The 15097-nt window shown below is 71.7% G+C and carries 17 protein-coding genes and 2 pseudogenes; 12 read left to right on the plus strand and 7 right to left on the minus strand.

Annotated features, from left to right (window positions below):
- The 3 genes and pseudogenes from K353_RS37340 to K353_RS30830 all read left to right on the plus strand — a co-directional run.
- Positions 1 to 312, plus strand: a pseudogene (locus K353_RS37340) (transposase); the annotation flags it as partial.
- Between the two features lie 240 nt (positions 313 to 552).
- A complete protein-coding gene (locus tag K353_RS30825; protein WP_199528299.1) occupies positions 553 to 1539 on the plus strand; it encodes a hypothetical protein in 987 nt (328 codons plus the stop codon).
- A gap of 359 nt (positions 1540 to 1898) precedes the next feature.
- Positions 1899 to 2456 (plus strand): hypothetical protein, encoded by a 558-nt coding sequence (locus K353_RS30830; protein WP_146616617.1) that lies wholly within the window; start codon positions 1899 to 1901, stop codon positions 2454 to 2456.
- Positions 2457 to 2547: 91 nt separating this feature from the next.
- Here K353_RS30830 and K353_RS34605 read toward each other — a convergent pair whose 3' ends face one another.
- Positions 2548 to 2823, minus strand: a complete 276-nt coding sequence (locus tag K353_RS34605) for a hypothetical protein (protein WP_158585530.1) — start codon at positions 2821 to 2823, stop codon at positions 2548 to 2550.
- 562 nt (positions 2824 to 3385) lie between these two features.
- Between K353_RS34605 and K353_RS30840 the strand changes: the two genes are divergently transcribed.
- On the plus strand, positions 3386 to 4072 hold the full coding sequence (locus tag K353_RS30840) for an LAETG motif-containing sortase-dependent surface protein (RefSeq protein ID WP_111556800.1): 687 nt from the start codon (positions 3386 to 3388) through the stop codon (positions 4070 to 4072).
- A 113-nt stretch (positions 4073 to 4185) separates the two neighbouring features.
- Here K353_RS30840 and K353_RS34610 read toward each other — a convergent pair whose 3' ends face one another.
- Together K353_RS34610 and K353_RS34615 are read right to left on the minus strand one after the other, a co-directional pair.
- Positions 4186 to 4323, minus strand: coding sequence for a hypothetical protein (locus K353_RS34610; RefSeq protein WP_158585531.1), 138 nt, complete (start codon positions 4321 to 4323; stop codon positions 4186 to 4188).
- 495 nt (positions 4324 to 4818) lie between these two features.
- The gene (locus K353_RS34615) at positions 4819 to 4965 is read right to left on the minus strand and encodes a hypothetical protein (protein ID WP_158585532.1); all 147 of its coding nucleotides are present in this window, start codon (positions 4963 to 4965) and stop codon (positions 4819 to 4821) included.
- Positions 4966 to 5137: 172 nt separating this feature from the next.
- Here K353_RS34615 and K353_RS30845 point away from each other — a divergent pair, with 172 nt between their 5' ends.
- From K353_RS30845 to K353_RS34075, 3 genes are all read left to right on the plus strand, one after another.
- A complete protein-coding gene (locus K353_RS30845) occupies positions 5138 to 5716 on the plus strand; it encodes an SMI1/KNR4 family protein (RefSeq protein ID WP_111556801.1) in 579 nt (192 codons plus the stop codon).
- A 125-nt stretch (positions 5717 to 5841) separates the two neighbouring features.
- Positions 5842 to 6339: a hypothetical protein gene (locus tag K353_RS30850; protein WP_146616618.1), complete on the plus strand. Its 498-nt coding sequence runs from the start codon at positions 5842 to 5844 to the stop codon at positions 6337 to 6339.
- A 410-nt stretch (positions 6340 to 6749) separates the two neighbouring features.
- Positions 6750 to 7037, plus strand: coding sequence for a hypothetical protein (locus tag K353_RS34075; RefSeq protein ID WP_146616619.1), 288 nt, complete (start codon positions 6750 to 6752; stop codon positions 7035 to 7037).
- A gap of 143 nt (positions 7038 to 7180) precedes the next feature.
- Here the strand turns inward: K353_RS34075 and K353_RS30860 are convergent.
- Positions 7181 to 8388, minus strand: a protein-coding gene (locus K353_RS30860) for an IS3 family transposase (RefSeq protein WP_111556804.1) whose coding sequence is annotated in 2 segments (ribosomal slippage) — positions 7181 to 8091 and positions 8091 to 8388 — 1209 coding nt in all. Because the reading frame shifts where the segments join, the coding sequence is not laid out codon by codon here.
- Between the two features lie 615 nt (positions 8389 to 9003).
- Here K353_RS30860 and K353_RS37020 point away from each other — a divergent pair.
- Complete coding sequence (locus K353_RS37020) at positions 9004 to 9177, plus strand: hypothetical protein (RefSeq protein WP_158585533.1); 174 nt, start codon at positions 9004 to 9006, stop codon at positions 9175 to 9177.
- Between the two features lie 536 nt (positions 9178 to 9713).
- Here the strand turns inward: K353_RS37020 and K353_RS30870 are convergent.
- From K353_RS30870 to K353_RS30880, 3 genes are all read right to left on the minus strand, one after another.
- Positions 9714 to 9920: a hypothetical protein gene (locus K353_RS30870; RefSeq protein WP_111556806.1), complete on the minus strand. Its 207-nt coding sequence runs from the start codon at positions 9918 to 9920 to the stop codon at positions 9714 to 9716.
- A 151-nt stretch (positions 9921 to 10071) separates the two neighbouring features.
- Positions 10072 to 10614: a hypothetical protein gene (locus tag K353_RS34625; RefSeq protein ID WP_158585534.1), complete on the minus strand. Its 543-nt coding sequence runs from the start codon at positions 10612 to 10614 to the stop codon at positions 10072 to 10074.
- A 699-nt stretch (positions 10615 to 11313) separates the two neighbouring features.
- The gene (locus K353_RS30880) at positions 11314 to 11679 is read right to left on the minus strand and encodes a hypothetical protein (protein WP_111556807.1); all 366 of its coding nucleotides are present in this window, start codon (positions 11677 to 11679) and stop codon (positions 11314 to 11316) included.
- Positions 11680 to 12078: 399 nt separating this feature from the next.
- Between K353_RS30880 and K353_RS30885 the strand changes: the two genes are divergently transcribed.
- The 4 genes and pseudogenes from K353_RS30885 to K353_RS30895 all read left to right on the plus strand — a co-directional run bounded on the left by K353_RS30885 (position 12079) and on the right by K353_RS30895 (position 14954).
- Complete coding sequence (locus K353_RS30885; protein WP_370447685.1) at positions 12079 to 12429, plus strand: STAS domain-containing protein; 351 nt, start codon at positions 12079 to 12081, stop codon at positions 12427 to 12429.
- A gap of 445 nt (positions 12430 to 12874) precedes the next feature.
- Positions 12875 to 13057, plus strand: a pseudogene (locus K353_RS37345) (Helicase associated domain protein); the annotation flags it as partial.
- Positions 13058 to 13544: 487 nt separating this feature from the next.
- Positions 13545 to 13895, plus strand: a complete 351-nt coding sequence (locus tag K353_RS36245) for a hypothetical protein (protein WP_233533941.1) — start codon at positions 13545 to 13547, stop codon at positions 13893 to 13895.
- Between the two features lie 450 nt (positions 13896 to 14345).
- Complete coding sequence (locus tag K353_RS30895; RefSeq protein WP_158585536.1) at positions 14346 to 14954, plus strand: TIGR03086 family metal-binding protein; 609 nt, start codon at positions 14346 to 14348, stop codon at positions 14952 to 14954.
- The last annotated feature ends 143 nt before the right edge of the window (positions 14955 to 15097 follow it).

The following is a 15097-nucleotide window of genomic DNA, read 5'->3' on the forward strand; positions in this document are numbered from 1 at the left end:
CGAATCGCCTCAGAGCATCCCGCGGCCCGAAAGACCTGGGTCGACGGCGGCTACCGCCAGCACCTCGTCGAACACGCCGCCACCCTGGGGATCGACATGCACATCGTCCGCCGCGACCCCGCCACCAGGGGCTTCGCTGTCCTGCCGCAGCGGTGGACCGTCGAGAGAACGCTCGGCTGGCTCATGAACCACCGCCGCCTGGCCCGCGACTACGAAGCACACGCGCACCGCTCCGAAGCCATGATCCACGTCGCGATGATCAACCTCATGACCCGCAGACTCACCGGCGAGAGCACCCCGACATGGCGTGGCACATGCACCACCACCAGCCCGACAATCCGGGACCAAACAACGGGACGAAACGCCCTCTCAGATCGTTGGTCGTCCAAGCATCCGAGGAGGCTGAGGAGCGACGGGCGTCGGGCATGCAGGGCCCAGCCCCTGGCCGCGTCCGCGCTCTGCTGCTGTGGCGCGGATCCGGTAGCCGTGGTTGACGGTGGCAGCGGTTATGGTCCGCTCGTCTGCCTCCTGCTCCGTTGAAGGACGGTCTCAATGGCCCGTACCACCCCGCCGCGCCGCGTGGACATCGCTGCGGTCTTCCCGGAACTGGCGCTGCTGGCGCGGCAGGCAGTCCGCCTGCACCCTCGGCTGGGCGTGCCGGCCGTTCGTGACAGTTCGGTCGGGGGCCCGCTCCTGTGGCCGGCCGACGAGCCGTGGCCGGTCTGTGGGGGCCCGCACCCGGAGGACGACCTGCCGGTGTCACTGGCGGACGTCCGGCGTCGTCGCGAGCTCCACAGGGCGGGCTGGGCGGGCGGGGGTCCCGCCGCGCAGGAGCAGGCGGCGCTCGATGCGACGTACGTGGGTCATCCGTGGAGCCAGGAGCCGAACGCCCTGCTGCCGGTGGCCCAGCTCTACGCAGGAGACATCCCCGGGCTGCCGTGCCCTGCGGATTCGGACCTGCTGCAGGTGTTGTGGTGTCCGCTGGAGCACGACCCGAACTGGATGCCGGCTGCCCGGGTGGTGTGGCGCGACTCTGCCGCGGCGGGCGCGCTGCTGGTGGAGCCGCCGCAGCCCGCGGACGTGTCGGCGCACGGCGACTACCTGCCCGAGCCGTGCGTACTGCACCCCGAGGTGGTGACCGAGTACCCGGCTCTGCTGGAGCTGGAACCGGACCTCGCGCAGCGTGTCGGGGATTGGTGCGAAGAGCAGTCCACCGGCACCGACCCGAGGTACCTGCACGAACAGGAGGCCCGGGCCTACTACCAGTACGAGCTGTCCGTCGCCCCGGGGTGGAAGGTGGGCGGCTGGGGTCCGTGGAGTTTCAGCGATCCGTCGGTCATGCGGTGCACGACTTGCGAGTGCGTCATGAGGCCGCTGCTGACGATCAGTTCAGGTGCCCTGGACGGCAGCGGCTGGGATCCGATCGAGGACCGGGACTCCGGCGAGGACATCGGCATCATGATCGGACGGAGCTACGACATGCAGCTCTACTACTGCCCCGCCTCCTTCGATCACCCGCACCTGGAGGTCATGCAGTAGACAGCCGGCGCGTTCCACGAGGGTTGTGGCGTTCGTCCGGCCCGGGCAACCCCCGTGGGGAATCAAGGCGAGCAGGTCTGGCCAACCCTGTAGCACGGGTGGCCGTTTTCGGGGCTCTGGCCGTGATTCCGTGAAGCAGCCGTGCTGATCACCAGCATCCGCGTAGGGCGGGGCCGAGGGCGAGCCGGGAGCGGGGAAGTGGTCGCTACGGTCGTGTTCGTAGCGACATCGGGCTGCACCTGGACAGCCCCGCCCCGATTTTCGGGGCCTGCTGGCGGACGGTCTACCGGCACTTCACCGGTCACCACTACGGGAGACTGTTCGAGTTCTATCCCTCATGCCTGTCCCAGGAGTAGTTCGTGAGAGACACCGTGGTTTCCGATGCACTGGCCCGGGCTGGGCTGCTCCTGCTGTCGGTCCCTGTTCCGGCGGAGGTGTGTCCGCCCCAGGGCGCCTGGGTGTCGTCCTGCTCGCCCGCGGACGGCCGGATCGACGAGGTCGTCGACCTCGCGCAGCCCGACGGCCTGGAGAGGTTCGACGAGGCGTGGCTGCGCCTGGCGACCCGGATGAGCCTGTTCGCCGGGGACGGCGCCTTCCTGCTCGCCGTCACCCTGGACCCGGACAACGAGTACCCGCTCTGGACGCCGGTGCGGCTCACGGAGCGCTGGAACGTCTCGGGCCGCAACCCGGGCACCATCTCCGGACCGATCGGCAGCGGCGGCCTGCTGGCGGCCTCCATGGATGGCGAGGTGATCATCTCCGGGACGACCTGGCAGGACGGGACGGCTTCGGCGCTCGGTGTGCCGCACCCCTACCGCGCGGAGCCGATCCGCCGCTACGTCCAGGGAATGCTCGACGAAGGAGAACTTCCCGCCGGCACCGAGGACGGCGTCCGCAACTGGCTCATGCGGGCCTGAGCGGGCCGAACCCGCAGACGCCGTTACAGCACCGCGAACGCTGGGGCAGCCACCCCTGGGGTGGCCGCCCCACTCGGCTCATCCGCAGGTTCTACACCCACTCCACGCCGTGCTCGGCCAACTGCGCGAGCTGATCCGCACTCAACCCGGTCCGGCGGGACTTGGCGTTGTTCAACCAGGCGCCGAGTCCGACCTCGACCTGCTCGACGATCTCCTCGCCGCCGGCACCGACCACGACCCGCTCCAACTGTTCCTTCTTCGCGGCGGCCTCGGCGGCCAGCTCCTGGTCCTCCTCGATGCCCAACGCCAGCAGCAGCTCCCGCTGCTCCTCGGCGAGCTGCGCCCAGGCGCCGCGCTGCGCCCGCACCCACCGCCCGATCGCCCCGCCCTCGAAGCTGGTGTCGACCGGCAGGTCGTGGCCGCGTCCGGCCTCCGCATGTCCAGCGCACCGCGATATCCGGTTCCGGTGGATCTCGGATATTTTGGATGTGCTCGAACGGTACGTCAAATGCCATGGCAGTGCGGGCTGGTCGGTGTGCGGTCGGCTGTTACGCGGCGGTGGCGGATCGAGCACGAGCACGGAGTATCGGCTTGACATGATTCTCGTACCGCGTCCGACGGGGCCTGCCGGCCCGAACCGCAAGGACGCGCACCCGCCGCTCACCGCCGTCCGTTCCGGGGGGGGAACCTCCGATGTCCGTCCGTACCGCCGCGCCCGTCTCGCTACCTTCGCCGTCGTCGTCCTCGGCGCCACCGTCCCTGTCCTGACCGCTACCTCCAGTGCCTGGGCGTGCGGCGACGCACCGGCCGCCGGCGCGGCGGCTGCGAACACCCCGGCCGCACAGCCCGTCGCCGAGCCGCAGTTACGGGTCGATGCGATCACAGGGGAGAAGAGCATCACGGCGGGCGGGGCCCCGGTCGAGTTCACGGTGAAGGCCAGCATCAGCGGCCCCGGGTCGATCAAGGACGTGATGCCGTTTCCGAGCTTCTTCAACAAGGCCGGTGACTCGGCCGCCGGCACCCTGCTGAAGCAGAACCTGGCACTCCAGGTGAAGACCGCGGAGGACTGGAAGGACCTGGCCCTGTTCACCGGCTGCGACCCGGTGCTGCATGCCGACTACTTGTTCCTGAAGGCCGACTACGCATCGGGTGACTCGCACGGCTACACGTTCCGTCTGTTCGTCACCGCGCACGCCAACCCCGCCCAGACCCAGGTCGACGTCAGCACAGGTCTCGGCAACGTGTTCTTCCACGCGGGCTACGAGTTCACTGGCAACAAGAGCTTCGTCCTGTCGATCGTGCACCCGACCGCCCCGACCAGCCCAGCCCCCTCGGCGTCTGCGTCCGCGACCGAGGCCCCGACCAGCCCCGCCCCCTCGCCCAGCACCAAGGCCCCGACCGCCCCGGCGGCCTCGGCATCCCCGACCGCCATCCCGGTCGCGGTGGTGAGCTCCGCCCCCGCGAGCCCGTCGGCGGACCCCGTCGCGGCGAACCTGGCGTCCACCGGCGGCGGCTCCTCCTCCACCCCGATGCTCATCGGCGGCACCGCACTGGTCCTGCTCGGCGTCGGCGCCGTGGTCTTCGCCCGCCGCCGCACCGCGGCCGCCCGCGACTGACCGGTACCGCACCAACCCCCTCCTCGCCCCGACGGCCGTCGCAGCCGTCGGGGCGAAACACATCCCGAGCCGCGCAGCGAAGCAGCGGGGCTGCGGGTGGCAGCCCCGCCCGCTCACGCCTGCATCGCCTCCTCCATCTCGCGCCGCACCGGGGCCAGCTCGGCGGCCCACTCGACCCCGGCCCGGCCCAGCAGCCGCAGTTGCTCCACGGTGAGCCTCGCCCAGCGGGAGCGCTGGTTTGACAGCCACACGCCCAGGCCCAGCAGCAGCGGCTCCTGGTCGCCCTCGGGCGGCCTCCAGCTACCTCGCCCGACTCCTCGACCAGTGCGAGATCCGAATCGCCGAGGAGACGGGCAGCATCAACCCGCCCGAGACATCCAGCCCCTGACAGCCCGTCCCGACCTGTCGACGACCGGCGGACTGGCATGTTCGCGGCCGAAAAATCCCAGGTCATACCCCTGGCCGCCGCGAACCGGCAGGTCTCGCACTCCCGCTACGGCAGCCCCGCTACAGCACCACCGGGCGGCCGAGCAGTGCAGCCGCGCCGTCTGCCCCAGGCGCTGCTGGCCTCCCACAGCCGGGCCGCGCAACGCCCCCTCGCTCTGCGGCCCGGCTGCTGTGCTGCCCGGCGGGCGCGGAGAATCGATCGAACGGGCAAGGCGGGGCCGGGGCTGTCACACCTTGCCGGAGCCCAACTGCGGGCTGTTCCACCGGGCGGGCACCAGACAGTCCCGGGCCCGGGGCGGTCAGGTGGTGATGCCGATGCTGCGCCAGGCGGCGGTGACTTGGGTGAGGGCGGTGCGGGAGACGCGGGTGTGGGGGCTGCCGGAGAGGTGGGCGGCGGCGAGCACGCGGGCGGCGGGCAGGCGCTCCCGTAGTAGGGCGCCGGGCACGGTGCAGCACCCTGGAGGGGCCAGGGGGCTTCAAAGTGGATCACGTAATGGGGATCATGGCACACGTGATACGTCGTCATGAGCTCTCGGATGTGGAGTGTGAGGTGCTGTCCCGGCTCCTGCCGAGGTCGGGGATCGGGCGGGCTAGGGCGAACGATTGGGTGGTGGGATCATGAGTGAGTACCTCGACCGAGTGTTCGAGGCGATCGGGCCGGGGCGCCCGGACGGGCCCGCAGTAGCCGACTGGGGGCCGGTGGAAGACCTCCTGGGGGCTGGTCTCCCGGAGGACTTCAAGAGGATCGTCGAGACCTACGGGCCGGCGATGATCAATGAACACCTCATGCTCTTCCACCCGGGGACCGAGCTGTTCAACCTGAAGGACCACGTCTCCTCGCGGATCGGGGCCCTGAAGGCGACGGACTGGGGCGATATCACCTTCCGGGGAGCCGTCCCGGCTGGCGGTGGGCCGGACGGCCTGATCCCTGTGATCGGTACGGACCGCCGCGAGTCCGTCTTCTTGGTCAGGGCAGAGGCCGGGGGAGGGTGGAATGTGGTCGGGTTCGCATTCGACGGTGGGTTCACCGAATTCGGGATGGGATTCAGCGAGTGGCTCCACCGGTACCTGCTCGGTGAGGACGTCTTGGGGCCGGGCACGGGAATGCCCCGCCGCGGGGCGGTGATGATCCATCACCTTCCCCGGGCTCGTGGCGGGGGTGTCGTCGAGCGCCGCGGTCCCGCCCGCGCCAAGTAGGGCGCGCGACAACGGCAGCGATAGCCGTGCCGTTCGTCCGGCAGCCGGAGCCAACCAACCCTGCCGACTGAGTGGGGCCCTGCGGCGCTGTCTGGTGCCCCCTCGCGGCCCGCCCAATGTTTCGCATGCAGTACGCCGTTGGAGGGGTGGTCGTTGTGCTTCGCAAGTCGACGGTCGTCTGGCATGCCACTTGGCTGGGCGCAGTGGTGGGGGCCGCGCCCTATCTGTGCATCGGTACGGCCATCGCGGAGTCCTTCGGGTTCGGGCTCGGGCTCGCAGCCGTTGCGTTCGGGCTGGTCACGGGGGCTTTGCCGGGGCTGGTGGCCGGGGCCTCGCTGGCAGCGAGCCGAAAGGGCACACCCACCAGGCGGTGGTCCGTGCGAGCGTCCCTGGTGACGGGGGCCGTGTTTCTCCTGGAGAGCATGGTCGTGATGGGTCTCACCGGCGGTCCTGCGTTCTTCGCCCTGGTGGTCTTCGGCGTCCCCGTTGCCATGGTGGTCGCCGCGCGGGCAGCCGCGGCCATGGCACGCAAGGTCGGCGAGTTCGCGTGGGTCGGTCCCGAGGAGTATGCGCTCTTCTACCGGCTCGACCGGGCCGGGGCCCACCACAGGGCCAACGCGTAGGCCGGGTAGACACCGTTGCCCGGTCGGCGCGACGTCCACGGCGTGGTTCGGCCCGTCACGCACGGATGCCCGGGCAGCTCCCCTGTCGGGGATCCGCCCGGGCACCTGCCGCTGTCCGTCTCTGCAGGACGCCGGATCCGGCCTGACCCGCCGTCAGAACGGCTGGGGCGCCAGGGCGGTTCGGATGATCTCCGCCCAGGCCTCCGCGTTGGACGCCGGGGGCGCAGCCGTCCAGGCCGGCGCCAGGTCGGCGACCATTCGGTTCCCCTCCCGGGCCTGGTCGGCCAGTCCCTCCTCCAGGTGGTCGGCGCCGCCGTCCGCGGCGCCGGTGACGATGATCCGGCCGGTGACCGGACGCCTACGACGCGGACCTGCTGCTCACCGTGCGCTGGCACCAGCGGAACGGCTGGTTGTACATCTGGGACCACGAGGCCCAGTCGGACCTGCCGTTCGTCCTGGCCTGCCTCGACCTACCCGCCGACACGGACCCCGACGCCGCCGCTGCCGCGCCGGTGGCCACCGTGATGAGCGACAGCAGCGACCCGGCCCGCTGGCCGAAGACGCCGTCGCCGTTCCCGCAGGGCACCGCCTCTGATCCGGGCTGGGACAACCCTGGGACAACCGTCTCCCAGGAGCGTCCCAGCATGCCGGTTATGTCCGTTTTTCCGGGGGCAGTCCCAGGTTATTTTCTCAGGTAGCGGCGTTTCGCGCTCCACCTGAGGCGCAGCTGGGACGACCCGACGGCTACTGACCCGTCTCATCGAAGCTTGACGCGCCTCGTCGGAGTTTGACCGGCGGGGTGTTGTCTCGTCGGGCCTTGACCCCGGATGTTGGACACGGGTTATGCGGCTTCGGTCAGGGTAGTTGATGTTGTGTTGAGTGCGGTCTCGTAGGTGATCGGGCTGCGGTGTCCGAGGCGGGAGTGGCGTCGGACGGTGTTGTAGCGGTGGGCCCAGCGGAAGACCGCCAAACGAGCCTCGCGCTCGGTGGTCCATCCCCTGCGGCCTTGCAGCAACTCCCGTTTGAGGGTGGCGTTGAAGCTCTCGGCCGTGGCGTTGTCCGCGCTACTGCCGACCGCGCTCATCGACTGGCGGACACCGGCGCGCCGGCAGGCGTTGGTGAACGCGTGGCTGGTGTATTGACTGCCGTGGTCGGTGTGCAGGACGGCCCCGGCCAGGCTGCCGCGGGTCCGTTCGGCCGTGTGCAACGCGTCGATGACCAGGTCGGCGCGCATGTGATCGGCCAGGGCCCAGCCGGCCAGGCGCCGGGAGGCGAGGTCGATGACGGTCGCCAGGTAGAGGAATCTTCCGGAGCCGACGGACAGGTAGGTGATGTCGCCGACGTATTTGGTGTTCACCTCCTCGGCGGTGAAGTCGCGGCCGATCAGGTCCGGGGCCTTGAGGGCTGCCGGGTCGGCGACGGTGGTGCGGTGCCGGCGACGCAGCCGCAGGCCAGTGATGTGGGCGGCCTTCATCAGCCGTGCGATCCTCTTGTGGTTGACCCGGTGCCCGCCGTCACGGAGCTCCGCGGTGATCCTCGGGACGCCGTAAGTGCCGTCGGAGGCCGCGTGGACAGCCCGTATGCGGGCCGTGAGCTTCGCGTCCGCGGTCTGGCGGGCGGCCCGCTCAGGGGCTGTGCGGCGCCAGTGGTAGTAACTCGAGCGGGCGATCCCGAGGACCTGGCACAACCGCTTCACGCCGTAGCGGCGCTGTTGGTCGGCGACGAACTGGAATCGGGTCACCAGCGCGTCTCCCCGGCGAAATACTTCGCCGCCTTGCGAAGGATCTCCCGTTCCTCTTCCAGCTCGCGGACCTTGCGGCGCAAGGCCTCGTTCTCGGCCTCCAGCGACGACGCGGTCGCTGCCGATGCGGTGGCGGCCGGCGCCGCGGCCCGGGGCGTGGGCCTGCCGGCGGCCCGGATCCAGTTCCGCAAGGTCTCCGGGTTGATTCCGAGGTCGACGGCGACTGACTTGATCGTCGCTCCAGGACGCGACTCGTACAGCGCGACCGCGTCCGCCTTGAACTCCGGCGGGTAGTGCTTTATCACCATCGGTGCAGGACTCCTGTCCACCCAGACCCATCAGGGCCAGAGTGTCTCTGGTGTCCAACATCCGGGGTCAAGCCCCCTCCCGGTGCGCGCCCCACCGGTGGATCTCCCACCGCAGCTCCCGCTGCTGCTGCCCCGTCACCACGTCAGCTCCCATGCCCCTACCGTCCTCCCGTCCCGTGCCACCAGTCCAGCGCCGGACCGCCATCCTCCTCGCGCCCATACCGCGGCCGCTCCCGGTAGGAGACCGCGGACGGCCGCTCGCGGTGCGCCTGCGGACCGGGCGGAGCCGCCGTGACCGCGACCGCGGGAACGTGGACCAGGCCGTCGGCGTCGAAGTGGGCATGCTCGGCCAGCACCGTGGCACCCGCTCCGTGCCCCCACCCCCGCTTCGGCGCCAGCGCCCGCATGCGCCGCTCCGCGGCGCCCGGCACAACTACCTTCACCCGGGCCCGGTCCGGTGGCGCCTGCAGCGGCACCGGCCTGCGCACCGGGCGCTGCTGGTGGGCTGGGTGGCCGGTCGGTGCTGGTGTTCATCTTTGTCCGGCCGGGCCATGGCGGACACCGTTTTCGTGACCTTCGTGGTGTCAGCACCCCTCCACCCCCTGGGAGATCGCCATGGAGCACAGCGTCCTCGTCCCGCTCACCGCCGCCCTGGCCGCCGTCTCCGCCGGCCTCTCGGCCCACGCCGCGGGCGCCACCCGCCGCACCGCCCTGACCCGCGCCGCCACCGCCTTCACCACCACCCTGGCCACCACCGTCGCCACCGCTGTAGCCCAGCTCCTCACCTGACCCCACCCCACAGCCCACACCCCACACCTATCGCCCCACAGGCGGCAGCACCGCCCGCAAGCCCGGTCCCGCCCGCGGGGCTCGGCCCGCGGGCGGGCGCTGCGGGCGCGGCGTTGATCCCCGGCCTGCCTGCGGCACGGAAACACGTCAGGGGCCGCCCACCGACCGGTGGGCGGCCCCTGACGTGCTTTCCTCAGTGCTCGCGCAGCCTACCCCGCCGGCACCCGGTTGCCGCACGCGCCCAGCCCCGTTGGACCGTCGGCCCCCGCAGACGTCGCCACGCGTTAACGCTGCGGGGTGGCGGTCTCGATCGCGGCCTGCAGGCGGGCGCGGGCGTCCTGGGCAGCGGCCCGTTCGGCGGGTGTGCCCTGTGCGGGGCGTTGACGGGCACCCAGCGCGCTCGCGCCGGGCACGGCCAGGGTTGGTGATCGGGCAGCGGCGGGAGTTGTTGGCGGTGGGTGGGTAGCCGTAGGCGCGCGTGGATCGGGTTGAGTGGCCACTCCGCTGGTAGGCCCGGTTCAGCCGGCGGTTAGGGCTCACGGACCGGGGCGCCGTGGGGTCATCACGGCGGCCACCGGGTCGGCGCCGAACATCCGGGCCTCGCCCGCGGCCTGCGCCAGAAGGTCTTTGTCCATGTCCTCGAAGTCTTCTCGGCATCGCTGCGCCTGCTCCTGGTAGGCGTGCAGTACCTCGTGCAGCGCGCTCTCGACGGCGGCCGGCGACCAGGGCAGCGGGGGGCTCATGGTGTTGGCTGGCAGCCTGGCGGAAGAGGGTGTCGGTGCCCGGGGGGGGGCTGTGGACGGGCTCCAGGATGCTGGAGGAGCCGTCGACGCGGACGTCCTCGAATCAGGATGTGGGGACCGGGCGCGGGTCGTGGTCTGCACGGTCGTCCGGTCATGCGGGGGCGATCTCCAGGGTGGCCAGCCCGGTCTGGGCGGTGATCCCGGTTCCCGCGCAGGCGCTCACGCTGAGCTGGGGGATGGCCACGACTTCGGTCGCGTTCTGGCCGATCCCCACGCCGGCGGTCGCGGCGCCCACCTTGGTGATGAGCAGTGATCCGTTGGCCGCGGTGACCACCGCGTCGCTCACGTAGGTGATCGTGCTGGAAGTGCCGTTGTTCCACCGGTACACAGCGGTCTGCGAGGCCGTCGGGGGCTGCAGGCTCAGCAGGCAGCTGGCGTTGAAGGTGCCGCTGCGGTGGCTGGTGCCGCTGGTGATGGTGTTGGTGAGTGACGCGCAGGTGAAGGACTCGTCGGTGCTGACCGTGGTGGAGCGGGTGGTGTTGGTCAGCGGTGGCGAGTAGCTGTTGACCTGGGAGCCCACGGTGCACTCCAGGTCGGTGGGGGTCGCCGAGGCGGGGGCGGCGGTGATGATCATGCCCGCGGTCGTCAGGGCGGCGGCGGTGAGGGTGGCCAGGATGGTGCGGTGGTGGCTCATGGTTCCTCCAGAGGGTCGGCGCCGGGTCGCATCGAGGACCGCTGCAATTCGGTGCCGTGCAGGACGAGTTACCGCAGAGTGGCACGGAACCATCCTCGCCGGAAGTGGGGCAACTGTCCCGATTTGTGATCCTTTCCTGCCCTGGCGGCCGGAGGGCCGGGGCGGGCACGCGGCGGGGCCGGTCGGACCTGGTCAGAGGGGCACGGCGCCTCCGGCTCGTGAGTCGAGGCCTCCGGCTCCACGCCGGGGCGTAGGGCACTCGGGCGGGGGTCGGGGGCGCGCGGCGGCCGGGTGCGCGCCGGGGCGCGGGGCGGGATAGGGGCGCCGGGTGCGGGCCGGGTAGGCCGCGGCGGCACTGAGAAAGCACGTCAGGGGCCGCCCACCGACCGGTGGGCGGCCCCTGACGTTTTCGTGCCGGAGGCCAGGCCTCGGATCGGCGCGGTGCCCGCGCCCGGACGGACCCGAGCCCGGTGCCCCTGACGGCCTCGGCCGCTCCACCCTGACCACGTCCGAGGACGTCTATCGTCGAAGGCTCCTCCACCATCTTGGAGCTCGTCTACAGCCCCCGGGGCACCGACACCCTCTTCCGCTTTCCCGTCCTGTAACCCGAACGGCGCCGCCCCGGCCCCCCTCAAGGGTCCCGGGCGGCGCCCGCCTGTACCGCGCCTGTCTCCGCGCTGGTGTTGTGGTGCGTGGGTGTCAGCCGGTGGTGACGTGGCTGCTCACGTTCTGGGAGCCGGCGCCGTTGGGGCCGGCGGCGATGGTGGTCTGTTCGTAGCCGGCGCCCGCGGTGCCGTCGGGGCCGTTGAAGACATGGGAGGTGACCTTGGACAGGGCGGCGCCGTTGGGGCCGACGGCCAGGGTGACGGTGTGGAAGAAGGCGCTGTCACCCTTGGGGCCGTTGCCGGTCCCGCTGAGGATGGAGGCGGCGGCCGCGCCGGTGGGGCCGGCCGCCTGCTGGCTCTGGTGGTAGCCGGTGCTGTCGGCGAACGCCGCGCCGCTGAGGCCGGCCAGGAACGGAAGGGCCATGGTGGCGACGGCCACGACACGGGTGGTCTTGCGCATGGGGATGCCTCTCTCACGAAACGCTCCGCCCGGGCGGACAGCACCGGGCCACTGCCCCATCAAGGCATACGGCAGCCCCCGCCGCCCGCCCGGCTGCTCCGGCGGTGAACCGGGGCACTGCCGGCGGGCTCCTGATGGAGTAGGCCCGGCGCCGGCGTTCGCTTCCGGAGCCCGCGGGGTCCTTTGCCCGGCACGGGCGCCGAACTGGACGGTGTGGCCGGTGTCACCGGCGCCGGGTGGGATGATCGGTGCGGGCCCGGGCGGGAGAGCGCCGGGGCAATGAGCGCCTGATCATCGGCGTGGCGTCGTCCCGGTCGGTAGGCCGGGTTGGGGGCCGCGCGGGTGCGCGGCGGAAAGCGTGTGTGGGCAGCGGTGAGCGGGAGCGTCGAGATCCTTGCGGTGGGTGAGGTACTGCTGGCCGTCGTGCCGGCCGCCTTGGACGATAAGGCGGTAATGGTGCTCCAAAAAGAGCTCGCCCACCGCATCGTGGACACCGTCGCGCGCGGGGTGGTCATCGACATCAGCGGCCTGGACTTCGTCGACACCTTCATCGCGGGCCGCCTCTCGGCGCTCGCCACCGCCGCGGCCCTGCTCGGCGCCCGCCCCGTCCTGACCGGCATGCGCCCCGCGGTCGCCCAGACCCTCGTCCACCTCGGCGTCGAACTCCACGGCATCGCCGGGGCCCGCGACCTCGAAACAGGCCTGGCCCTGCTCCACAGCCCCGGCACCCGCATCCCCGCAGCCGGCTGACCCACAGCCACAGACGCTGCGGGCACCAGCCCCATAGGCCTGGCCCAGTCTGGCGGCGAGCACGAGAGGGAACCGGCCCCGTGACAAGCAGGCCTGCGGATGCGGGCACCGCACCGTCCCTCGGCCCGCCTGCGGCACGAAATAACGTCAGGGGCCGCCCACCGAGCGGTGGGCGGCCCCTGACGTGCTTTCTCAGTGCCCCCGCAGCCTACCCGGCCCTGCCCTGCCGCCGCGTATCCCGCCCCGCGCCACGCCCCGGTTATCGCGCGCCTCCGGTGCGCACCGGATTGCCGCCGCCCCGGCCTTTGCCCGGCCGCCCTATGCCCCGGCGTGGAGTCCGGGACGTTGACTCACGGCCCGGGCGCGCCGTGTCTATCCCACCAGGCCTGACCGCTCCCACCGTATGCCCGCCCCGGTGTGCGTCCACGAGCTCGACCAGCTTGGCATGGTCTGGGACAAGCATGCCCGCTCCTGGGAGCCCGGCTACGCTCACGCCCACGCCTGGGCCGCCGTCCACGGGCACCTCGCGGTCCCGGCCGCCGAGAAGATGGACGGCCACGCCGTCGGCGCGCGGGTCGGACGCCAACGCAAGAACGCGAAGCTGACGGTCGAGCAGGACACGAAACTGACCGCGCTGGATGCGCTGTGGCGCCTCGACCCGGACTGGAACCGCTCGTATCGCCGCCTGCTCGCCTACCTCGCCACCGGCGGAACCCTCGACGGCCCGGCGAATCGCACCGGCGGCGAAGCCGACCCGACCTTCCGGCCCGGAGTCTGGCTGCGCAAGCAGGCGGCCTCCCGCACCGGCGGGAAGCTGACGGCCCAGCAGACCAGCCTGCTGGACGCCCTGGCGACGGTCCGGGCCGAGCAGCAGGACACGGCGGCCCGGCCCAGGGCACGGTCACCTGGAGCGCCGAGTAGACGTGCCGCGCGTGCGGCGACGGGCCCGAGATCGGCCGTGAAGGCCGGGCCGAATGCACCTGCGGCTGGGTGCTGGAGAGCCAGTTCGCCGACGGCGACTACGTCGAGGCCGACCACGACTGCGACCAGTAGCCGCACGCACCGCTCACCGGGGCGGCCCGCGCCGGGCCGTCCCGCCTACGAAGGAGAGGCCGATGCGCGGCCTCGGGTACACCCTGGTGGCCGACCTCCTGGTGGCCGCGGGCCACACCCGCGAGCAGGCCTCGGCCGCCATCGCCCGGATCGAGTGGGATGTCCTCGACGCCGTGCGGTGCACCGTCTCCAGCATCGGTGTCCGCTTCCCCGACGATCGCGACGAGGACGGCTACGTCGACGGCTGGCACGAACAGCAGCATCGCGGTCAACGCCTTGCCTGGCCCAGCTCGCCGAGCGCTCCCGTTTCGAGGCCGAGCGCGGCGGCATCGCCGTCCCGTCCGCACCGAACCCGCCGATCCCCCTCTCTTTGCCACCGCCCAGCCTCGAACTGCGTGACACGCACGGCGTGACGGAGGAGCTGTTCCACGGCCTGGCCGACGAGCGCGCCTGGGGCGAGGAGCTCGCCGACCACGTCCTGTACGGGGTGAGGTGGCTGGTCGCCGAGCCCGGCCATCCCGGCCCTACCGCGACAGAGGCCCGCCGTACCGGCGGCAGGCCGTCAACGACGTCCGCACCGGTAAGAATGTCCGGGCCGTCAATCAACGCCGACCGGCGCCGCGAAACCATTTCGACCGATGAAAAGCCCTTTTGTAGAAGGGAGTTGTACTTGCATGAGCTGATACTGCGGCGTCTCTCCCTCCAGTCCCCGCCGCGCCACGGCTTGGACACCCGCACCTGGTCTGCCGACCATCGGTGTCGGCCGAGACGGTGATCGCCTCCGGGTGTACGACCACTCGATCGAGTCCTGCGTCCCTGTCCGGTCACCACCGGGCGCGTCCTGCTGCGGGGAGGAGCACGCCTTGCACCGCTGTTTCCACAAATCGGGAGAACACCTCGCCATCCTGGTGGTGCTCCGCGACCTGCTCCCGGCCCTCACCGAGCTCGTCGAGCATGTCCCCGCCGCCTCCTGGGACGATCCGACCCCTTGCGCCCAGTGGTCCGTCCGTGACCTCGTGGGGCACATCGCCTGCGAACTGCTCTGGGTGCCCGCAGCGGTGACCGGCGAGGAGGTGGCCCGATCGAGCCGGAGGTTCTCCGGGGACGTCCTGGGCGCCAATCCCCGGGGGGTCGTTGCGCACGCGGCGTCAGCGGCCGTCAAGTCACTGGGCCGCCCCGGCGCCCTCGACCGGCAACTGCGCCTTCCCTACGGCCTGCGCGACGGCCTCGGCTACGCGCGGGAACTCGCCGCCGACCTCACCGTCCACTGGTGGGATCTGGCCCAAGTCCACCCTCCGCGCACCGGCCTCCCCGAACGGGTCGTCAGTTCGGCGCTCGAACAGTTCCGCGAGTACCGGGACATTGCGTCGACCGGCCATTTCGCCACCCCGCTGCCCTATCCCGCGATCGACGCCGGAACGATCCGCGAACTCGCGGCCAGAACCGGACGCCGGTCCGATACCGGTTCCTGAGCCCTATGGGCGTGCCCGGCGGGGTCTGCGGGCACCTCTGGCGGGATCGGCCGGGCTGCGGCCGCCACCTGGCCGCTCTCCTGCGCGTGCCGACCGGGAGCTGAGAGGCGGGGCGGCCACAGCTGCGCGCTCACCGAACACCG

The organism is Kitasatospora sp. SolWspMP-SS2h (assembly GCF_003259315.1).
GTDB classification, from domain to species: Bacteria; Actinomycetota; Actinomycetes; order Streptomycetales; family Streptomycetaceae; genus Kitasatospora; species Kitasatospora fiedleri.

What these genes read in the sequence shown, in the direction of transcription:
- K353_RS30825 (WP_199528299.1), top strand. Translation starts at nt 553, where the DNA reads ATGGCCCGTACCACCCCGCCGCGCCGCGTGGACATCGCTGCGGTCTTC.
- K353_RS30845 (WP_111556801.1), top strand. Translation starts at nt 5,138, where the DNA reads ATGAGTGAGTACCTCGACCGAGTGTTCGAGGCGATCGGGCCGGGGCGC.
- K353_RS30850 (WP_146616618.1), top strand. Translation starts at nt 5,842, where the DNA reads ATGCAGTACGCCGTTGGAGGGGTGGTCGTTGTGCTTCGCAAGTCGACG.
- K353_RS37020 (WP_158585533.1), top strand. Translation starts at nt 9,004, where the DNA reads ATGGAGCACAGCGTCCTCGTCCCGCTCACCGCCGCCCTGGCCGCCGTC.
- K353_RS30870 (WP_111556806.1), bottom strand. Translation starts at nt 9,920, where the DNA reads ATGAGCCCCCCGCTGCCCTGGTCGCCGGCCGCCGTCGAGAGCGCGCTG.
- K353_RS34625 (WP_158585534.1), bottom strand. Translation starts at nt 10,614, where the DNA reads ATGAGCCACCACCGCACCATCCTGGCCACCCTCACCGCCGCCGCCCTG.
- K353_RS30880 (WP_111556807.1), bottom strand. Translation starts at nt 11,679, where the DNA reads ATGCGCAAGACCACCCGTGTCGTGGCCGTCGCCACCATGGCCCTTCCG.
- K353_RS36245 (WP_233533941.1), top strand. Translation starts at nt 13,545, where the DNA reads ATGCGCGGCCTCGGGTACACCCTGGTGGCCGACCTCCTGGTGGCCGCG.